The sequence below is a fragment of the Methylobacterium sp. genome (assembly GCF_019745455.1).
Taxonomy (GTDB): Bacteria; Pseudomonadota; Alphaproteobacteria; order Rhizobiales; family Beijerinckiaceae; genus Methylobacterium.
Genome location: NZ_JAIETD010000094.1, coordinates 1 through 20,364 on the forward strand (window position 1 = coordinate 1; position 20,364 = coordinate 20,364).

General features: G+C 65.6%; 19 protein-coding genes. 13 read left to right on the plus strand and 6 right to left on the minus strand.

All coding sequences use genetic code 11. The features are described from left to right. The first annotated feature begins 194 nt into the window (after nt 1-194). From K2Y56_RS18035 to K2Y56_RS18095, 13 genes are all read left to right on the plus strand, one after another. Nucleotides 195-1,385, plus strand: a complete 1,191-nt coding sequence (locus K2Y56_RS18035) for an inositol-3-phosphate synthase (protein WP_292510602.1) — start codon at nt 195-197, stop codon at nt 1,383-1,385. Beyond that, nucleotides 1,385-2,308, plus strand: coding sequence for a hypothetical protein (locus K2Y56_RS18040; RefSeq protein ID WP_292510605.1), 924 nt, complete (start codon nt 1,385-1,387; stop codon nt 2,306-2,308). The genes K2Y56_RS18035 and K2Y56_RS18040 overlap by 1 nt, the downstream gene beginning before the upstream one ends. A 31-nt stretch (nt 2,309-2,339) precedes the next feature. Then, entirely contained in the window at nt 2,340-3,521 is a 1,182-nt protein-coding gene (locus K2Y56_RS18045; RefSeq protein ID WP_292510608.1) for a methyltransferase domain-containing protein, read from the plus strand. Next, nucleotides 3,521-4,549, plus strand: a complete 1,029-nt coding sequence (locus K2Y56_RS18050) for a Gfo/Idh/MocA family oxidoreductase (RefSeq protein ID WP_292510611.1) — start codon at nt 3,521-3,523, stop codon at nt 4,547-4,549. Before K2Y56_RS18045 ends, K2Y56_RS18050 begins: the two co-directional genes overlap by 1 nt. Nucleotides 4,550-4,568: 19 nt before the next feature. Then, nucleotides 4,569-6,155, plus strand: coding sequence for a YcaO-like family protein (locus K2Y56_RS18055; protein WP_292510614.1), 1,587 nt, complete (start codon nt 4,569-4,571; stop codon nt 6,153-6,155). After that, nucleotides 6,152-6,982, plus strand: coding sequence for a sugar phosphate isomerase/epimerase family protein (locus K2Y56_RS18060; RefSeq protein WP_292510617.1), 831 nt, complete (start codon nt 6,152-6,154; stop codon nt 6,980-6,982). The genes K2Y56_RS18055 and K2Y56_RS18060 overlap by 4 nt, the downstream gene beginning before the upstream one ends. Continuing rightward, nucleotides 6,979-8,205 (plus strand): glycosyltransferase family 4 protein, encoded by a 1,227-nt coding sequence (locus K2Y56_RS18065; protein WP_292510620.1) that lies wholly within the window; start codon nt 6,979-6,981, stop codon nt 8,203-8,205. Before K2Y56_RS18060 ends, K2Y56_RS18065 begins: the two co-directional genes overlap by 4 nt. A gap of 3 nt (nt 8,206-8,208) precedes the next feature. Continuing rightward, nucleotides 8,209-8,967: a PIG-L family deacetylase gene (locus tag K2Y56_RS18070; RefSeq protein ID WP_292510623.1), complete on the plus strand. Its 759-nt coding sequence runs from the start codon at nt 8,209-8,211 to the stop codon at nt 8,965-8,967. Then, nucleotides 8,951-9,652 (plus strand): uracil-DNA glycosylase, encoded by a 702-nt coding sequence (locus K2Y56_RS18075; protein ID WP_292510626.1) that lies wholly within the window; start codon nt 8,951-8,953, stop codon nt 9,650-9,652. Before K2Y56_RS18070 ends, K2Y56_RS18075 begins: the two co-directional genes overlap by 17 nt. A 98-nt stretch (nt 9,653-9,750) precedes the next feature. Beyond that, nucleotides 9,751-10,791: a lysylphosphatidylglycerol synthase domain-containing protein gene (locus tag K2Y56_RS18080; protein WP_292510628.1), complete on the plus strand. Its 1,041-nt coding sequence runs from the start codon at nt 9,751-9,753 to the stop codon at nt 10,789-10,791. Nucleotides 10,792-10,819: 28 nt separating this feature from the next. Further along, complete coding sequence (locus K2Y56_RS18085) at nt 10,820-12,082, plus strand: ATP-binding protein (protein WP_292510631.1); 1,263 nt, start codon at nt 10,820-10,822, stop codon at nt 12,080-12,082. A gap of 37 nt (nt 12,083-12,119) precedes the next feature. Further along, nucleotides 12,120-14,600: a heavy metal translocating P-type ATPase gene (locus tag K2Y56_RS18090; protein WP_292510634.1), complete on the plus strand. Its 2,481-nt coding sequence runs from the start codon at nt 12,120-12,122 to the stop codon at nt 14,598-14,600. Between the two features lie 94 nt (nt 14,601-14,694). Beyond that, nucleotides 14,695-15,867, plus strand: a complete 1,173-nt coding sequence (locus tag K2Y56_RS18095) for a M20 aminoacylase family protein (RefSeq protein WP_292510638.1) — start codon at nt 14,695-14,697, stop codon at nt 15,865-15,867. A 7-nt stretch (nt 15,868-15,874) separates the two neighbouring features. Here K2Y56_RS18095 and K2Y56_RS18100 read toward each other — a convergent pair whose 3' ends face one another. The 6 genes from K2Y56_RS18100 to glnA all read right to left on the minus strand — a co-directional run bounded on the left by K2Y56_RS18100 (nt 15,875) and on the right by glnA (nt 20,220). Beyond that, a complete protein-coding gene (locus K2Y56_RS18100) occupies nt 15,875-16,453 on the minus strand; it encodes an NADPH-dependent FMN reductase (RefSeq protein ID WP_292510641.1) in 579 nt (192 codons plus the stop codon). An 84-nt stretch (nt 16,454-16,537) separates the two neighbouring features. Then, complete coding sequence (locus tag K2Y56_RS18105) at nt 16,538-17,176, minus strand: VOC family protein (RefSeq protein WP_292510644.1); 639 nt, start codon at nt 17,174-17,176, stop codon at nt 16,538-16,540. 75 nt (nt 17,177-17,251) lie between these two features. Beyond that, a complete protein-coding gene (locus K2Y56_RS18110) occupies nt 17,252-17,641 on the minus strand; it encodes a hypothetical protein (protein WP_292510647.1) in 390 nt (129 codons plus the stop codon). Nucleotides 17,642-17,697: 56 nt separating this feature from the next. After that, on the minus strand, nt 17,698-17,973 hold the full coding sequence (locus tag K2Y56_RS18115; protein WP_292510650.1) for a hypothetical protein: 276 nt from the start codon (nt 17,971-17,973) through the stop codon (nt 17,698-17,700). 1 nt (nt 17,974) lies between these two features. Continuing rightward, nucleotides 17,975-18,634: an RNase A-like domain-containing protein gene (locus tag K2Y56_RS18120; protein WP_292510652.1), complete on the minus strand. Its 660-nt coding sequence runs from the start codon at nt 18,632-18,634 to the stop codon at nt 17,975-17,977. 173 nt (nt 18,635-18,807) lie between these two features. After that, nucleotides 18,808-20,220, minus strand: a complete 1,413-nt coding sequence (gene glnA, locus K2Y56_RS18125; protein ID WP_292510655.1) for a type I glutamate--ammonia ligase — start codon at nt 20,218-20,220, stop codon at nt 18,808-18,810. Between the last annotated feature and the right edge of the window lie 144 nt (nt 20,221-20,364).

The following is a 20,364-nucleotide window of genomic DNA, read 5'->3' on the forward strand; positions in this document are numbered from 1 at the left end:
AACCGTTAAGGCCGTTTCTTAGTGCTTCGTTAAACGGACGTTCGGATGCCATTCAGGCTGGGCGCGGCAAAAAGGCGTCCATCACCGGGGTTGGAACGACTGCGGTCTGTCCCAGGTTAAGGGTTGTCAATCGGGTGGCCCATCGTCTCAAGCCCTTGCCACCGCCGCGTTTTAGCTAAGGAAGCGTCTTCCCTATGAGCATGCAGACCGGGCGCCGCGTCGGCGTGGCTTTCGTTGGCATGGGTGGCGCCGTCGCCACCACGGCCATCGCGGGCATCGAGATGATCAAGTCAGGCTCGAACCGCCTCGACGGCCTGCCACTGGCCGGCCTCTCGGTCGCAGGCCTCGCCGATTACAAGGACCTTGTGTTCGGCGGCTGGGATCTCAACGATGACGACCTCGCCAACGCCGCGGCAGAGCATGGCGTTCTGACGAAGCAGGATATCGAGAATGGCGCCCAGGTCCTGAAAGGCATCAAGCCTTGGCCGGCCGTGGGCAGCGCGAAGTTCTGCAAGAACATCGACGGTGCGAACCGCATCGTCGCCGCAGACCATCGCGAAGCGGTGTCAGTGATCGCGAACGATCTTCGCCGCTTCCGGCTCGAGAGCAACCTCGACGAGGTCGTGGTGGTCAACTTGGCCTCGACAGAGCGCTGGCCGGACCTCACCGCACCTGTGCTGAACTCTTCGGCAGCCTTCGAGAAGGGTCTCGATACCAGCGACGAGGCGATCAGCCCGGCGATGCTCTATGCCTACGCTGCCATCAAGAGCGGCGTGCCCTATGCGAACTTCACGCCGAGCGTCGCGGCCGACGTGCCGGCTCTGCTCGAACTTGCACGAGAGATGAACGTGCCGGTGGCGGGTAAGGACGGCAAGACCGGTCAGACGATGATGAAGACGGTGCTGGCGCCGGCCCTCAAGGCCCGTGCGCTGCACGTGGATGGCTGGTTCTCCACCAACATCCTTGGCAACCGCGACGGGCTCGCCCTCAATGACAAGGACTCGCTCCAGTCGAAGCTGAACACGAAGGGCACGGTGCTCGACTCGATCCTCGGCTATCCGGTCGAGGATCATCTCGTGCATATCCACTACTATCGCCCCCGCGGCGACGACAAGGAAGCCTGGGACAACATCGACGTCACGGGCTTCCTGGGTCAGCGCATGCAGATCAAGGTCAATTTCCTCTGCAAGGATTCCATCTTGGCCGCACCGCTGGTGATCGAGATCGCCCGGATCCTCGACCTTGCCAAGACGCGCGGCGATGGCGGCGTGCAGGAGCAACTCTCGAGCTTCTTCAAGGCGCCGATGGTGAAGAATGGCCGTGGGCCCGAGCATGATTTTGGCAAGCAGCAGACGATGCTGCTCGACTGGCTCGGCGTGCACTGATGACGGAACTCGGTCGGGGGGAAGGCGCAGCCGCCCCCCTGGCTCTGCGAGACCTTCTCGTAGAGCTCAACGACCTTAAGCGAGTTCGCTCGGCGGGCCGGCACGGTTCGATCGCCGAGCGGCTCTTTTTTCAGGGATGGACTGCGCTGACTGGCGGGTCGTCTGCCGAAACCGTTGTTCTGGACGTCACCGCGAGAGCGCTTGCGGCAGCTCGCCTCTGCGACCTCGACGATGCGTTTCTGGGGGAAGCAGGCCTATCTGACGAGGAGGTCGGCACCATCCTGATGTCCGGTCTTGATGCCGTCGCCGAGAATCTTGATCCGGATCTACTCGACCGACTGAGGGACCGGCTTCACCTCCGTGAGCATTTCAAGGTCGGTCCGCTACCGGGCTTCGCTCTATCATTGGCACAGCAGCCACGCGCCGGGGTCACTTGCCCGGGAAGGGCTCGCATCCTGCTCGAGCCGCCCGAGAACCATGCCGAACACTGCCTCATGGTCGCGGTCTATGGCGTTGTCCTCAGCCCGTTCTACCGCGCTGACCCGACGACCGTCTTTCTCGCGGCGATGAGCCATCATCTGCACAACGCGGCAATGCCCGATGCAGGCTTCACCGGTGAGATGCTGCTCGGCAAACATCTCGGGCCGATCGTGGAACGGACGACGCTTCGCGCCCTTCAGGACCTCGACGAGCGCCTCAGGCGAACCGTCGAGGGCGCGCGCGCCGTTCTATCGGACGATGCCACGGCGGAAGGCCGTGCGTTCCATGCTGCCGACGCCATCGATCGCGTACTCCAGATTGCACAGCATCTAAGGGCGGCGTCGCTGACGATGGGAACCGTGCTCGACGATATGGAGCTCGTTCATGACGGCCCCGTCAAAGGGTTCCATGACCGCGTTCTGAAGGATATGCGCATCCCGTGATCGCCAGACACGCTGGTACGGGGCAATGCCGATGATCCCGTTTGACCTTCTCTCGCCGCAGACAGGCCATCCGCTTCGTTCAGATACGCCTCACTCGCTGAGAGGAGCCGATGAGAGCGACCGGTGGCCTGTCATCGACGGCATCCCTTACCTCAGGACGGGGCGCGACGACCTCGTGTCATTGACGCTCGAGTTGCTCGATGACGGTAAGCGCGAACTTGCTCTCGAAGGCCTCCTCGCCGACCAGGACGATTGGTGGACCGGCCCGCCGGCAGACCCGATCGACCTCCACGCCTTGGGGCGTGACCGGGATACCCTCAACCTGCGCGAGGCAATCCTGCGCCTCGGATGGGGCCGCGTGGGGGACTACTTCCTCCATCGCTGGAGCGATCCGACCTTCCTCGCCGGTCTGACGCTTCTGGAGGCTCACTGGAACGAGCCGGCCTGCGTCTTCGAGTTCGCCTGCGGCATCGGCCACTACCTGCGCGAGTTCCAGAGTCGGGGCGCCAAGGTCGCGGGCGGTGACGTGGTCTTCGCCAAGCTCTGGGTTGCGCGTCATTGGTTGCTGAATGCCAAGGCGCAGCTCGTCTGCTTCGACGCTGCCTCGCCGCATTGGCCGATCCACGGTGCTCCGGTCGACCTCGTCGTCTGCAACGACGCCTTCTATTTCCTTGATGACAAGGCGGGAATCCTCGACTGCCTGCGCCGCAATGCCGGCGAGGATGGCTGGCTGGCACTGAGCCATATCCACAATTCGGCGCGTCCCGGCTTTTCCGCCGGAGGCGCAGTCTCCGCAAATGATATCGAGGAGCTATTTCCCGACGGGCTCGTCTATGATGACGACGAGCTCACCCGCGCCCTCGTCGAGGGCAGGGCGCCGTCGCCGAAGTCGCCCGCCGATCTGATCGGTGCCGAAGCCTTCTCGGTCGTGGCCGGCCCTGGCATGCGCCCGGCACCGCGCAAGGTCCTAGACGGGATCACGTTGCCGCGGGAGGGCACGCAACTGCGCCTCAACCCGCTCTACGTGCCGAACGGCGAGGGCTACAAGGTCGCTTGGCCTTCTGAGCGCTACGAGGCGGAATATGCCGGGCACGCAACCTACCCGGTGACCTCGCCGGGACCGGAAGTGCTGGACTGGATCGGTGGTGAGGCGTCGCCCTACGCCGAACGGGTCCGCCGCCGCGAATTCGTCGACCTGCCGGAGCGCTGGTGATGGCGGATGCGGTCGGATGGGGCATCGTCGGCTATGGCTGGGTCGCCCGCGACTACATGGCTCCGGCCATCCGCGATGCCGGTCATCGTCTTATTGCGGTGTGTGATCCGAGTAGCGCCTCGCGCCAGGCCGCGATGGCGGACGGGGCGCGGGCTCATCCTGGCTTTGACGAACTCCTGGAAGAATCCGAGGTCGAGGCGATCTACGTCGCCACGCCGAACCACCTGCATCGCTCTGCCATCGAAGCGATCGCAGGCTCGGGCAGGGCGATCCTGTGCGAGAAGCCCATGGCCGCCGACCTCGCCGATGCCGAGGCCATGGCAGCAGCCGTCCGGCGATCAGGCACCTTCTACGGCACGGCGTTCGATCAGCGTCACCACCCCGCCCACCGGTCCATGCGCCATGCCATCCTCGCCGGGCGCCTCGGTACCGTCACGACGATCCGCATCGTCTATGCCTGCTGGCTCGGGCGGGACTGGACCTCGCGGCCCGACCTCGACAACTGGCGGATCGACCAAGCCAAGGCCGGCGGCGGAGCGCTTATGGACCTTGCGCCGCACGGACTCGACCTCGTCGACTTTCTGCTCGGAGAGTCCATTGTCGAGATTGCCGCGCTGACTCAGACGCGCGCGCAGGAATATGCCGTCGACGACGGCGCTATCCTGATCGGTCGAACCGAGGCCGGGATTCTGGCTAACCTCCACGTCGCTTACAATTGCCCCGACGCATTGCCACGCCGCCGCCTCGAAGTGGTGGGTACGGGCGGCCAGCTGGTTGCGATCGACACGATGGGGCAGGTGGCCGGCGGTACGCTGACGTTCACTGACGGTACAACCGGCGCATCCGAGATTGTCTCCTTCGACGGCGCCGCCTCGCCGTTCCTCGAACAGGTCCGCGCCTTCGGTTCGGCCCTGCGCCGGCCGGCCGAGCGGGCGGCCTACAGCGCCGAGCGCGACCTGCATACGATGCGGCTTCTGGCGCGCGCCTACGGCACGCTGCCCGACAGGATCGCTTCGGCGGCAGAATGATAAAAGGACGAGAGCGTCAGTGAGCGACAACGACCAGGACGCCCGAGCCCGCGATCCGCGCATCAAGGCGCCGCGCACCTACCGCTTCGGCTCACCCCGCAGGATCGAGGGCCTGCCGGCCGCTCTGCCAGACGCTGTGCGTGCCTATCTCGACATCCTGCCGCCCGGCCGCATCGTCGGGTTCCCCCTGTCACCGCTCGACCGCACCGGCATCCCGGTCTGGTTCGTGTCGCTTTTCCTAGACGATCCGTTCTTCGTCGGCGCGATGCCGAGCGGCATCGGCTACGGCGCCACCGACGACGAGGCATTGATCGGTGCCGTCGCCGAGATCGCCGAGAACCTGATGCCGTCGCTTGCCGTGATGCCGCGCAAGAAAGAGCGCGGCTCCTACCACGACCTCCTTCGCGTCTTCGGCGCCGGCGCAGTCGCCGATCCTCTGACTTTATGCCTACCCGCGGGAAGTCCGGTCGGCCGCGATACCGTGCTCGAATGGACGCCGACAAGACGCGCCCGCAACGGCGAAACCGTGCTGATGCCCCTCGACATCGCCGCCACCGACTATTTCGAGCTGAGCGAGGGATACAAGCCTTTCACCAACCTCATCACCAACGGCTTGGGGGCCGGCCCGGATGTGCCGTTCGCCCTCGGCCACGGCCTCCTCGAACTCCTGCAGCGTGACGGCAATGGGCTCCTGTTCCGCGCGCTGGACCAGGGTGTGATGCTCGATCTCGACGGGATCGGCTCGGAGAACCGGGCGATGCTCGACAAGCTGGATGCACTCGGAATCCGCGCGCTGCCAAAATTCGCGACGGATCAATTCGGGCTGACGAACCTCTACGTCGTCGGCTACGACCGGAACCTCGCCGACACCCCGGTCCCGATCGCACTTTCGGCCTGCGGCGAGGCCTGCGATCCCGACCGCGAGCGGGCGCTGCGCAAGGCGCTCCTCGAATTCCAGGCGGCTCGAGTCCGCAAGGCCTTCGGCCATGGGCCGTTGAGCTTTGCCGAGCGGGTGACGCCGCCGGGCTATGTCGACGCCTTCATCACTAAGGCCTTGCCGAGTCTCGATCTGGAGGAGGGCAGGGCGTTGCGAGCCATGCTCGACTGGATCGTCCTGCCACCGGAAGACCTGCGCGACGTCCTTAAGGACAAGGTCTATTCAGAGCGGAGTACGAAGCCCTTCGCCGAACTTCCGACGACGCACGCGCCGGATGGGCATGCCCGCGGCCGGATCGCTCAGGAGCGGCTGGAGGAAGCCGGCTTCGACGTCCTCTACGTCGATTGCTCTCCGCCGAACGGGGGCGTCGGCATCGTCAAGGCGATCGTGCCGGGTCTGGAAGTCGAGACCATGAGCTACCACCGTATCGGCGAGCGCAACACGCATAAGCTCATCGAGCGCGACCATCCGTTGATCCGCTTCAGCGGCGAGAGCGAGACCCTGTGCCCGGTTCGCCTGACCCCTGAGGCGATCGAGCGCTTCGGTGGCCAGCCTCTGTTCGACACCGCCATGGCGGACGAGATCGTCGGAAACCATTATCCGCTCTATCGCGAGCCGGAAACGCATCACGCTCCGTTCCGCTTATCGCAGCGGGGGAGGGCGGCGTGACCCTGCGCTTCGCCTACAACACCAACGGCACCGCCAATCACCGCCTCGACGACGCCATCGATCTCATAGCGGAGGCCGGCTACGACGGCGTCGCCCTCACCCTCGACATCCATCATCTCGATCCCTTCGCCGAGGGATGGGTGAAGGAAGCGGAGCGAGTGGCGAGCCGGCTGCAACGGCTCGGCCTCGGTTCGGTGATCGAGACCGGCGCCCGCTTCCTCCTCGATCCGCGAGCCAAACACGAACCCACTCTGGTGACGGCCGACGCCTCGGCCCGGCTGCATCGGATCGGTTTTCTCAAGCGCGCCTTCGAGATCGGCGGCATCCTTGGATCCGAGGCGGTGTCGTTCTGGGCCGGAGTGCCGAAGCCCGGCGTCGATCACGCCGATGCTAAGACTTGGCTGCGCGAGGGACTCGTTGAGATTGTCGCCTATGCCGAGGAGCAAGGCGTCGCAGCCTGCCTCGAACCCGAGCCCGGCATGCTGATCGAAACGCTGGACGACTACGCGGCTCTTCAGATCGATGGGCTCCGCCTCGCTCTCGATACCGGACATTGCCTCGTCACGCAGGAGCGCGAGCCGGCCGCCGCGGTGGCCGAGTTCGCCGACCGGATCGGCACCGTGGCGATCGAGGACATGGCGCGAGGCGTCCACATCCACCTGCCATTCGGGGAGGGCGATATGGATGTGCCGGGCGTGCTCGCCGCCCTGGAATCAATCGGCTACGAGAAGCTCGTCTGCGTAGAGCTCTCCCGCGAGAGCCACCGGGCCGACATCATGGTGCCGGCCTCGCTCTCCTATCTACGCGAATGCCGGAGGCACGGTTGAGAATCTGCTTCGTCAGCCGGCGCTACTTCCCGGCGATCTCCGGCATGAGCGTCTACGCGCAGAACCTTCTGTGCGAGCTCGTCGGCGCCGGCCATGACGTGACGATGATCAGCCAGTATCGCGGCGATGAGTTCGGTACCCGCGTCTATGGCGGTGGACCGCCGCCGCCGGTGCCGGGCGTCCACGTGATCGGCCTGGAGCAGATCGGCGAGCAGGAGGGCGGCAATTTCGAGCGCGACATCGAGACGATGGTCGAGAGCATCGTGGCCGAGCATGCAAAGCGCCCGTTCGACGTCCTGCATGCCCAATATGGCTATCCGACCGGCTGGGCGACGCTGCTCGCTTCCAAACGGATCGGCGTGCCGAACGTGATCTCGATCCAGGGCGGCGACGGGCATTGGGTCGGCTCGTGCTGCGAGACCCATCGTGTCGCGATGTGCGAGGTGCTGGCTCACGCCAACGCGCTCCTGATCGGCGGCGCGTCCTTCGTCGAGGAAGTCTGCGACCGGCTCGGCTCAGACCCCGCTCGCTTCACCATCGTGCCGGGCGCCGTGGACACCGCGCGCTTCACACCTGGCAGGCCGGTCGAGGGCGAGGACCCGGTCCGGCTCCTCTATCATGGGCGTGTCGACCGCCGGAAAGGCGTGCTCGACTTCCTTGATGCGCTGGAACGCGTTTGGGAGGCAGGCCTTCCGTTCGAAGCGACGATTTCCGGCATCGGCCCGGACGTCGAGGCCGCCCGTGTTCGCTCCGACGAGATCGGCTTCACCTCGGCGCATGTGGCGTTCACCGGTTACGCCGATTACGACACCGTGCCCGAACTCTACCGGCGAGCCGACGTCTTCGTTTCGCCGACCTATGCGGAAGGCTTCTCCAACACGATCCTCGAAGCGATGGCAGCGGGCCTTGCCGTCGTCTCCACCCATTCGGTCGGTGTCTCGGATTGCCTGCGTGACGGCGAGAACGGCCTGCTCGTCCAGCCGGGCGATGTTCCGGCCCTGGCGAAGGCACTGACTAGGGTGATCGAGGACGCAGATCTGCGTATGCGCATCGCCAGCGACGGGCTCGAGGAGTGCCGGCGGGTCTATTCCTGGACCACCGTCGGCCGACAGATCATGGATGTCTACGCGGCCATCGCGACGCAAGCTCCGGACGCGGGCTTCTCCGAGGCCCTGCCGTACGATCCGTCTTGCCGCTTTCGCGCTGAGCCGCACCTGCTCTGAGTGATGCCGACAGCCCTCGCACTCTCGCCTCATCTCGACGACGCCGCCTTCTCCTGCGGCGGCATGCTCGCGACCCTCGCGAATGCCGGCTGGCGGGTCGTGATGTCGACGGTGTTTACGGGGTCTGTGCCCGACCCGACGGGCTTCGCCCTGGCCTGCCAGACGGACAAGGGACTGGCACCGGAGGTCGATTACATGGCTTTGCGCCGCGCCGAGGACGTAGCGGCAGCGCGCGCCCTCGGCATCTCCCTGCCGCGTCACATGAGCCTTCATGAGGCCCCGCACCGCGGTTACGGCTCGGCACCGGAACTCTTCGCCAGTCTGCGCGAAGACGATGGGATCGCGGACGACATCGCCGCTGCCATTTCCGGATTGATCGAGGAGTTGCAGCCCGACCTGATCCTGGCGCCCCAGGGGGTCGGCGGGCATGTCGACCATCTCCAGGTCATCTGTGCGCTTCGCTCGCTCGGTCTCGCGACGCCAGCTCTTTGGTGGCGCGACTTTCCCTACACGGTACGGACCGACGATCCGAAGGAACCGATGCGGGCCACGTTCGCAAGCCTGCCGACCTGGGAGATCGAAGTTTCCCCAGAGGCTGAAGCCGCGAAGTTCGCCGCATGCTCGGCGTATGCAAGCCAACTCGGCTTCCAGTTCGGTGGCATCGACGGCCTGCGCGAGCGTCTCGGACAGAATGCGTCTACGGAGCGCTTCCGGCTCTCAGGTGGTTTGCCAGCCATTCTCGAAGATGTCCGGGCAAGTTGATCCGACTGCTCCGAAGAGCCTCGGTGATCCGGCCGAGGTTATCCGCCGCCTGGCGACTGCCGAATCCGCGACTCACGTGAAGGCCTTGCGCGACCTCGCCCGCGAGATCGCGATCGAGCGGGGAGCGGCGGTGCCTGAGCCAGATCCCCTCGACGGTGGTTCGAAGGCACGCGCCCTCCTGCTCCTCGAAACGCCCGGCCCAACCATCCGACGAACCGGCTTCGTCTCGCGCGACAACCCGACCGGCACCGCCGCGAACCTGTTCCGGTTTGCCGAGGAGGCACGGCTCCATCGTCGCGACACTGTGATCTGGAATGCCGTGCCGTGGGTCATCCATGCCGAAGGTGCCAGCAACCGGGCGCCCCGCCGGTCGGAGTTGCTCGATGCGCAACCCTATCTCGCCCGGCTGATCGACTGCCTCCCGTACCTGAAGGTCGTGGTCCTCGCCGGGCGCATGGCGGGCGAGTTGACGCCCAGCATCGCAGAACGGTTTCCCGTCATTCCGATCGTCAGGGTGCCGCACCCGAGCCCGACCTATGTGTGCACATCACCGGACGTGCGGCGCCGAATCATCGCAGGCCTCGCGCAAGCCGCAGCGATCCTCGCCAGTGAGCCGCCTGGCTCAAGCCCGGTAAGATGGGATGGCGAGTGCCCCTCCCTGGCCTTCGGCCGTCAAACCTCCTAAATGCGGGCGAACGGGCCGCGGTCCGGCAAAAGCTCGGGATCAGCCAGGCTTCCTTACGGGACGACCATGGCGCCCCGGCGGAGGCGGACGCCGACGACATGAACTTTGCGGGACAGCACAAAGGGCTCGCGAATGCCGAGCCGGTGAAACCCGAGGACGGGCCCAAGCCTGATGTCGCGGCCGTACCGAAGACGGGTTTTCGAGGGCGTTATGCCTGGATCGGGACTGCCGCGAGCATCGTCATCTTCGCGGTCTCGCTTGGCGTCCTGTGGAAGCTCGTCCAGACGGTCACCTGGGCGGAGATGCATGCGGCCTTCACGGCGGCGACGCCGAGCCAGCTTGGTCTCGCCTTCCTCTTCGTCACCGTCAGCTACATGTTTCTCACATGCTACGACGCGCTGGCGTTACGGCAGTTGAAGCTTACGGTACCTTACCGGACCACGGCGCTCGCCTCGTTCACCAGCTATGCCGTGAGTTTCACCCTCGGCTTCCCGCTCCTGACAGCGGGCACCATTCGCTATTGGATCTATTCGGGAAAGGGCCTGAGCCCAGCGAAGATCGCGGCGCTGACCGTGATCGCCGGCTTCACCTTCTGGCTCGGCATGGGGGTGGTCCTGGGGCTCAGCCTCATCATCGAGGCAGGCCAGCTTGCCGCACTCACCCTGACAAGCATCCGCCTCAACCAAGGCGTCGGACTAGCGGCGCTGATCGCGGTCGTCAGCTATCTCGCCTGGGTCTCGCTAAAGCGCCGCAGCGTCAAGGTGAAGGGCTGGCGCCTCGAACTGCCCGGCGCCTCGGTGTCGTTCAGCCAGATGATCGTCGGCATCGGCGACGTCTGCGCTGCGGCGGCGACACTCTACGTCCTGCTGCCCGCCGGCCTCAGTTTCGGCTTCTCGACCTTCCTCGCCATCTATGTGCTGGCAGCGATGCTCGGCATCGCCTCGAATGCGCCGGGCGGTCTCGGCGTCTTCGAGGCGACGATCCTCATCGCCCTGTCGAGCCTGCCGCGCGACCAGGTGCTCGGCGCCCTGCTGCTGTTCCGGGTTTGCTACTATCTGGTGCCCTTCGGTCTCGCCCTCGTCATGCTCGGCGCCTACGAGATCCTGCGTCGCCTGAGGCGCGCCCGCGCTGCGCCCTGACCGGCGTGCTGCTGACGGAGAAGGATCGATGGCGCGCGGAGCACGCAGATCGGCCTGGAGCGGCGCAGCCGTCGCCGTGGCCGTCCTTGCAGCGGCAGAGATCGTCCAAGGCGCAGTCGACATGAGCTTGGCCGGGTCGGCGATCCTGGCGCTCGCCCTCGGCGGGGCGATCGGGTCCCTGATCGGGCGGCCTCACACCGTGATCCCGGTGGAGCCGGACGCGTCGGAGCGCCATTCGGTCGCCGAAGCCCTCCTCGCCAACATCCCCGACCCCGTCATCCTCGTCGACCGGCGCGCGGTGGTGATCGAGGTCAATCCCGCCGCACGCGCGCTGTTGCCGAACCTGAAACTGCGGCACCCGCTCTCCTTTGCCCTCCGCGCACCCGAGATCCTCGACGGTATCGAGGAGGTCCTGAGGACGGGCCAGCCGCTCAAGACGCTCTACAACACCAGGGTGCCGACCGAGCGGGCCTTCGAGGTGCAGATCGGAGCCCTGCCGATGCCGGAGGGGCCGGCCGGCGGTCAGCCGAACGTGGTCCTGTTCCTGCGCGACCTGACTTCGGCCCGGCGCCTCGAAGCGATGCGGGTCGATTTCGTCGCCAATGCGAGCCACGAACTGCGCACGCCGCTCGCCTCGCTCCTCGGCTTCATCGAGACACTGCAGGGACCGGCCCGCAACGATACCGCCGCCCGCGAGCGCTTCCTTGGCATCATGCGGATGCAGGCCCTGCGCATGACCCGGCTCATCGACGACCTGCTCTCGCTCTCGCGCATCGAGCTGCGCGAGCACGTCGCCCCGACGCGGGTCGAGGATCTCGCCCAGATCGTCCGTCAGATGGTCGACACGCAAGGTCCGCTCGCCCGGAACCGCGGCGTCACCCTCGTGGTCGAGGCAACGGACGAACCCCATCCGATCCTCGGCGACCGCGACGAGTTGCTGCGCGTGGTCGAGAACCTCGTCGAGAACGCCGTGAAATACGGTGGCGGCGGCACCGTGACGGTATCGCTGAACCGAGAGGACCCGCAGAACCTGCGCAAGCCGCGTTTCGTCTTGGCGGTCAGCGATAACGGACCTGGGATCGCGGCCGAGCACATCCCGCGCCTGACCGAGCGCTTCTATCGCGTCGACGTGGCGTCGAGCCGGGATCAGGGCGGAACCGGCCTCGGTCTCGCCATCGTCAAGCACATCGTGAACCGCCATCGCGGGCGCCTCATCATCGAAAGCGTGCCGGATGAGGGGACGACCGTGAAGGCCCTGCTTCCCGAGCATCGCTCGGAGGCGGCGGCCTGACTACTCATTCGCCAACCCAGAGCCCACATCGTCGGGTATGACCCTCGTCACCGATCCTCGACCATCGGCATCGCCCCTCGCTACGTCAGCGCCTGTCGGCGCCGGCAGGCAGATCAGCCTCGCCGTCGAGGGCATGACCTGCGCATCGTGCGTCGGGCGCGTCGAGAAGGCGCTCACTGCTCTTCCGGGGACAACCGACGTATCCGCCAATCTCGCTACCGGCCGTGCGAACCTGCGGATTGCCAGTTGGGAAACGGCGAGTGCCGCCTTGGGTGCGATAGACCGGGCCGGCTACTCCGTCACCGAAACCACGACGACGGTCGGGATCGAGGGCATGACCTGCGCGTCCTGCGTCGCGCGCGTGGAGAAGGCGCTCACCAAAGTTCCGGGCGTCGTCTCTGCCTCGGTCAATCTCGCCACCGGCGAGGCCACGATCCGCCATCCAGACGGTCTCGTGGCGCGGGCGTCCCTGGAGGACGCCATTAGGGCGGCCGGCTACGACCCAGGCCGTGTCGAATCCAAGTCTGAGGTCTCGAAGGCTGACCGCCAGGAGCAGGAGGCGGCGGCTCTGCGCCGCGACGTCATCATCGCCATGGTCCTCTCCCTGCCGATCGTCATCCTCGACATGGGTGGCCACCAGATTCCGGCCTTCGGGCACTACCTCCACGATGCCCTTGGGATGCGCGGACTCGGCCTCATCGAGGGAATCCTGGCGACGGCAGTGCTCGCCTGGCCAGGCCGGCGCTTCTTCACGCGCGGGGTTCCGACCCTGCTGCGCGGCCACCCCGACATGAACGCTCTCGTGGCGTTGGGTGCGGGAGCGGCCTACCTCTACTCCATCGTATCGACCCTCTCGCCCGATTTGCTTCCGCCGGGGACGGCGCATCTCTACTTCGAGGCGTCTGTCCTCATCGTCACCCTCATCCTCGTCGGGCGCAGCCTGGAGGCGCGGGCGCGGGGACGGACGAGCGCGGCCATAACCCACCTTGTCGGGCTCCGGCCGAAGACGGCGCGGCTCGTGCGCGACGGCTCTGAAGTGGATGTCGCCATCGCGAACCTGAAGGTCGATGACGTGGTGCGGGTGCGGCCGGGAGAGCGTATCGCCGCCGACGGGTTCGTTATCGGCGGAAACGGCTTCGTCGACGAGAGCATGATCACCGGCGAGGCGTCGCCGATCCGCAAGGAGGCAGGATCCAAGCTCGTCGGCGGCACACTCAACGGCAATGGCAGCCTCGATCTCAAAGTGGGCGCTACGGGCGCCGACACGGTGCTGGCGCAGATCGTCGCGATGGTCGAGGCGGCACAAGGCGCCAAACTGCCAATCCAGGCCCTGGTCGACCGGGTCACCCTGTGGTTCGTGCCGGCCATCATCCTGGCCGCCCTCGCTACCTTTCTCGCGTGGCTGATTCTCGGGTCAAGCCCCGCCCTTGGGCTTGCGCTCGTCAACGCCATCGCGGTGCTCATCATCGCCTGCCCCTGCGCGATGGGCCTGGCGACCCCGACCTCGATCATGGTCGGAACTGGTCGCGCCGCCGAGCAGGGGGTTCTGTTTCGCAACGGCACAGCCCTCCAAACTCTTCGCGACGTGCGGGTGGTGGCCTTCGACAAGACCGGAACGCTGACTCTCGGGCGGCCGGCCGTGACGGCCTTCCAGGCCGCGCCGGGCTTTGCACAAGACGAGGTGATGGCGCTTGCGGCTGGCGTCGAGGCGAGGTCCGAACACCCGATCGGCCGTGCCTTGGTCGAGGCGGCTGAGGCGAAGGGCCTCGCCTTGGAGAATGTCGAGGATTTCGCGAGTGAGCCGGGCTTCGGCGTCTCAGGCCGGGTCGGGGGGCGTCAGGTGGCCGTCGGCGCTCGCCGCTACATGGAAAAGCTCGGCGTTGCCTGCGACACCGGCGTTGCGGGCCTCGCGAACCGTCCGCTTCACGTCGCCTTGGAGGGCCGTCTCGCCGCGACCTTCTCCGTCGCCGATCCGGTGAAGCCCGGTGCGGAGGCGGCCATTGCCGATCTCAAGTCTCGGGGAGTGACCGTCGCGATGGTGACAGGCGACGATCGCCGGACCGCCGAGCGGGTCGCTGCCGCTCTCGGCATCGCCATCGTGGAAGCCGAGGTGCTTCCCGCCGGCAAGGTCGACGCGGTCCGGCGCCTTCGGGATGCCCGTGGCCCGATTGCATTCGTGGGCGACGGGATCAACGATGCACCCGCTTTGGCGGAGGCCGATATCGGTCTCGCGATCGGCACCGGCACCGACATCGCCGTCGAGAGCGCCGATGTCGTTCTGATGGCGGGGGATGTGGCGGGCGTCGCCAAGGCCGTGGCCCTCTCTCAGACCGTCATCCGAAACATCCGCCAGAACCTGTTCTGGGCTTTCGCGTACAACGTCGCGCTGATCCCCGTGGCGGCCGGCCTCCTCCACGCCTTCGGTGGCCCGCTGCTCTCGCCGATCCTCGCCGCTGCCGCGATGGCGTTGTCGAGCGTTTTCGTTCTTACCAACGCCCTGCGCCTGCGAAGGGCGTGATCCATATCACCGCAGAGGATGCGCTCTCTCGCGGGGACGCCATGGCCTCGGCTTTGCTGTAGCGTCAGGGAAACCGACCCATCGGAAAGTTCCTATGCCCGTCCTCGACCGGATCGCCGCCTTCTCGGACGAGATCGTCTCCTGGCGGCACGATCTGCATGCTCACCCGGAATTGCTCTACGACGTCCACCGCACAGCCGGCTTCGTCGCCGAGAAACTGAAGGCCTTCGGCTGCGACGAGATCGTCACCGGGATCGGTCGCACCGGCGTCGTCGGCGTGATCAGGGGTAGGGCTCACGGCTCAAACCGTGCCATCGGCCTGCGCGCCGACATGGACGCCCTGCCGATCCGCGAGGTCCGCGACCTGCCCTACAGGTCGACGGTGGAGGGGAGGATGCACGCCTGCGGCCATGACGGGCACACCGCGATGCTGCTCGGCGCAGCCAAATACCTCGCCGAAACCCGCGATTTCGACGGCACCGCTGTGCTGATCTTCCAGCCTGCGGAGGAAGGAGGAGGGGGCGGTGAGGCCATGGTGCGCGACGGGATGATGGAGCGCTTCGGCGTCGAATCCGTCTACGGCATGCACAACATTCCCGGGCTGCCGATCGGCCGCTTCGCGATCCGGACGAGCCCGATCATGGCCTCCACCGACCGCTTCACCATCACCATCCAGGGGAGGGGCGGGCACGCGGCCCTGCCGCATCTCACGGTCGATTCCGTTCTGGTGGCGAGCCACATCGTGATCGCCCTGCAATCGGTCGTCTCGCGGTCGGTCGATCCCCTGGAGAGCGCGGTCGTCTCGGTCTGCGCCTTCGAGGCCGGTGAGGCGTTCAATGTCCTCCCGCATCAGGTAATCATGCGCGGCACGATGCGGGCCTTGTCGAAGCCGATCCGAACCATGGTTCAGGAACGCATCGACGCCCTCGTGACTCAAGTCGCCGCCGGCTTCGGCGCCGCCGCGACGGTGGAGTACGGCAGCGGCTATCCCGTCACCGAGAACCACCCGGCCGAGACCGCCTTCGTGGCCGATGTCGCGGCCGGCATCGTCGGCGACGACCATGTCGACAGGGACGTAGCGCCGATGATGGCGGCCGAGGATTTCTCCTACATGCTGGAGCATCGCCCCGGCGCCTACATCTTCCTCGGCAATGGCGATTCCGCCGGTCTGCACCACCCCGAGTACGATTTCTGCGACGAGGCAGCGCCCTATGGCGCCTCCCTCTGGGCGAGGCTCATCGAAACGGGATTGCCGATCCGCGGGTGAGGGCGGTTCAGTACGGCGTGCCGCCTGCGCGCTTGGCCTTCAGGGCCTCGGCGTACCAGGTGAGTTCGTCGAGGAAGCGGCCGGCGGCTTTTCCAAGCCACTCGTCCTGGGCGACGCCCTCCGCATCGAGGGCCTTGCCGATGCGCGGGATCGGCAGCAGCGAGGGGATGCTTGGCGTGCCGAGTTCGCCCAGCATCGCGCGCAGCTGCATCGCGGCCCGCACGCCGCCATATTGGCCGGCGGAGTAGCAGCAGATCGCCGAGGGCCGCCAGTGATACTCCTCCAGGAAGTGGTCGAGGGTATTCGAGAGGGCCGGCGGGATCGAGTGGTTGTACTCGGCCGAGACCACCACGAAGGCATCCGAGCGCCGATAGAGCGTGGCGAGATCCTCCAGCACCTTCGGCGCCTCGCCCTTCGGGTATTCCTTGTACATCCTATCGAGGAGCGGGAGCTGCAGCTCCGCCGGATCGACCAGGGGCGCCTCATGCCCGCGCGCTTCGAGCTGAGCGATCAGGAAGCGCGCGGCGCGCAGACCCTGGCGGTCGGAGCGGACCGAGCCGAGGATGACGGGAATCGTGAGGGGCATGGGCGTCTCCCGAGACGGCGGAGGGACCATAACGTATTTTCGTTTCGAGCGCTTGGGGAAGAGCCAAGACTTCAGAGTACCGCGCTACGACAGGACCCAAACACCATCCGGCGTCTCGATGACAGCCTCGTAGCGGAAGCGCGCGCCCGCGCGGATCGCGATCGGCGAGACCAGGCCGAGGTCACGATAGAGGCGCTCTACCGCCGCCGGGTCCGGATGCTTGACGATGAAGGCGGAGAGCCGGGCGCCGAGGTCGGGCATCGTGCCGGCCGGGCAGCCGCGCTCGCCCCAATCGATGAGGCAGGGCGCCAGACCGTCGAGGGGCAGCGCGCCGTCGTCGCGGACGCCGAAGGACCAGACCCGGTCGCCTCGCGAGACGCGTCGGCTTCGTCCCATCAACGGTGCCATCCGGTCGAGGATGGCGTCGAGTTCGGACGTGCGGGCGACCCAGGTCCTGAGCCGGTGGCCGGCATCCCAGTCGCGCCGAACGCGCTCGGCATCGTCGAGACCGAACCAGCGTGGATGGGCCGGGCGCGCGGCCTCGGGATCGATGGCGATCACTTCGAGGAAGACGTCGTCGCCGAGGCGGAGCAGGTGATTGAGCGTCCCCATCTCCGGATGCCGGCCGCCGAAGGGCATGTCGAGGCCGAGGCGATCGCCAACATGGTCGACGCCCTCCTGGAGGGTCGGGGCGACGATGGTGAGGTGGTCGAGATGGGGCATTGGCTGTTCCGTCGAAACGGCGCGAGGCCGATCAGCTTGCCCCATCTGGTCATCGGCGGCGCATCGAGCATGTACTTACCAGCGTTTTGGCCGGCCCGGCGCCTGGACGACCCGGCCGTGATTCCTGCGCTCGCCAACCGGCCGCCAGCCGGGTCGCATACGCCCCTGGCCGAGCTTGTCGCGGACCATGCTGAGCAATCGGCGGACCTCTTCGCCGTCGTGGAAGTAATAATCGCTCGCGACACTGTTCCACATCCGCAGTAGTTCATCGGCCTGTGCGGATTCCGCGATAGAACCCAGAGAAGCCCTGAGATTTGTCGCCTTCTCCTTAGAGAACTCTCCGGCCAAGTGATCGATAAAGGCTTCGGTCGTGTCGATGTCGTCGTCAAAGCCCTGGTACAGGCGCTCGCCCAACGTGATGAACTCGCATGGCAGCACGGGTTCGTTGTGCTTCTTGCGTACCACGACGTGGATCGCCTCATCTCCGGATCAATCGTAGAACTCAGCCGGATTCGGAACGCTCACAGTCGATCACGCGCTCCCTCCAGCATTGTCCGCAGGCCCTTTGCGGTGTGGAAGTAGATATCCGCATCGACGGAGTTCCAGAGCCGTTCCAACTCCTCGTCGGAAACCCCTTCTTGAAGAGCACGATCGATGAATTCGCGCAGACGAACACGTTCTTCACCTTTAAAAGGTTCTAAGACGAACTCGTACATTTCTTCAAGTGTGGGAGCGATCCGATCGATATCCTGCAGGAACCATTGGCCAAATTTCTTAAATTCGGGGGACGGCTGCACATCAATCTCCATCATTTCGAGGGTATGCGGTATAAACGCGAAATCCATTTTTTCCGTGAGGATCATGCAGAATATAGACTCCAACCCCATACGTATTGCGCATGTAGGGATCTAGGCGCCCGGCCGTGTAAGCCTCTCTACCGGTTTTGTAGCCGAAACGAGTTTTCAGAAAGGCTTTTTTCTCTTTTCCAGAAGCAACAAGAGCAACTTCCGAAGCATTTTCCTCAAGGGTACGATTGACGAAGTCGTTCGCGGACTCAATGGACTCGAATGAACCATCTCGCCTGAGCCCGAAAATCACGACAGGGAAGGTAAGCTTGCTGGCTCGAACGCGCGCCAGCAGCTCTTCATCCGTCTTGCCGACATGTTCACGAAGCGCATGTCCGCCGCGTGCCTCTTCCTCGCGGAGGTCGATTGATCGACCTTGCCCTGGATCGAACTGAACAAATCGAGTCGGCAGGTCGGAAGGACTCGAAACGGCATCATTGCCGCTATCCCCCTCTGTCCACCGTCCGCCCTCGGAACTCCCCGCCGGCACACGCGGCTGATTGGGATTGTATCCACGCAGGGCAAGATCGACGCGGATGAAGGCGAGACTCACCCGCATGGCATCGAGTTGCCACCGGATATGGCTCATGGTCGTCTCACGCGACAGCGACATGCGGACTCCCATCGACACAAGATCAGTTAATAATCCTATATAGGACTAATTTCTGATGATCAAGGGGCTTCGGTCCCGTCGAACGAAAGCGCCGGGGCCTCATTGGAGGCCTCGGCGCTCGGGTCGCGTCGTCACTGATGCCAACGGGTCCGGGCGTCGTGCCCGGCCCCGCCTTACAGCGAGTAGTACATCGTGAATTCGACCGGGTGCGGGGTCATCTCGTAGCGCATCACCTCGGTCATCTTCAGCTCGATGAACGAGTCGATGACGTCGTCGTTGAAGACGCCGCCGGCCTTGAGGAAGGCGCGGTCCTTGTCGAGGTTGGCGAGCGCCTCACGCAGGCTGCCGCAGACGGTCGGGATCTTCTTCAGCTCCCGCGGGGGCAGGTCGTAGAGGTCCTTGTCCATGGCCGCGCCAGGATCAATCTTGTTCACGATGCCGTCGAGGCCGGCCATGAGGAGCGCCGAGAAGGCGAGGTAGGGGTTCGCCATCGGATCGGGGAAGCGGACCTCGACGCGCTTGGCCTTCGGGTTGTTGGTCCACGGGATGCGGCAGGAGGCCGAGCGGTTGCGCGCCGAATAGGCGAGCAGCACGGGCGCCTCGTAGCCCGGCACCAGGCGCTTGTAGGAGTTCGTCGAGGGGTTGGTGAAGGCGTTGAGCGCCTTGGCGTGGCGGATGATGCCGCCGATGTACCAGAGGCATTCCTGGCTCAGGTCGGCGTATTTGTTGCCGGCAAAGAGCGGCTTGCCGTCCTTCCAGATCGACTGGTGGACGTGCATTCCCGAGCCGTTGTCGCCGTAGACGGGCTTGGGCATGAACGTCGCGGTCTTGCCGTAGCTCTGGGCGACGTTGTGGATGCAGTACTTGTAGATCTGCATGTGGTCGGCGAGCAGGGTCAGCGTGTCGAACTTCATGCCGAGCTCGTGCTGGGCGCTCGCCACCTCGTGGTGATGCTTCTCGACCTTGACGCCCATGGACTGCATCGCGGCCAGCATCTCGCCGCGCATGTCCTGCGCCGAATCCTGCGGCGGCACGGGGAAGTAGCCGCCCTTGGTCTGCACGCGGTGGCCGAGGTTGCCGCCCTCGTAATCGGTGAAGCCGTTCGTCGGCAGTTCGACCGAATCGAGCTGGAAACCGGTATGGTAGGGATCGGCGCCGAACTTCACGTCGTCGAACACGAAGAACTCGGCTTCGGGGCCGACATAGACGGTGTCGCCGATGCCGGTGGATTTCAGATAGGCCTCGGCCTTCTTGGCGATGCCGCGCGGATCGCGGGCGTAGGGCTCGCCGCTGGCCGGCTCGAGCACGTCGCAGACGATCGACATGGTGGAGGCGGAGAAGAATGGGTCCATGCAGGCGGTGGCCGGGTCCGGCATCAGCAGCATGTCGGATTCGTTGATCGCCTTCCAGCCGGCGATCGACGAGCCGTCGAACATCGTGCCCTCGCTGAAGATCTCGTCGTCGACGAGCGAGACGTCGAAGGTGACGTGCTGCCACTTCCCGCGCGGATCGGTGAACCGGAAGTCCACGTATTTGACGTCGTTGTCCCTGATGTCCTTGAGGACTTCGGCAGCAGTCTTAGCCATCCCTTGATGCCTCCTTGGCTGTCTCGGCATTCAGCCGTGGTTGTTCCGCCGAGCCGTCGCTGCAGCCGGCGGTCGAAGGGTCGTCTACAGGAAAACAGCCGACGCGACGATGACGCCGAGCGGGCCTCCTGAAGGCCAGAGCCT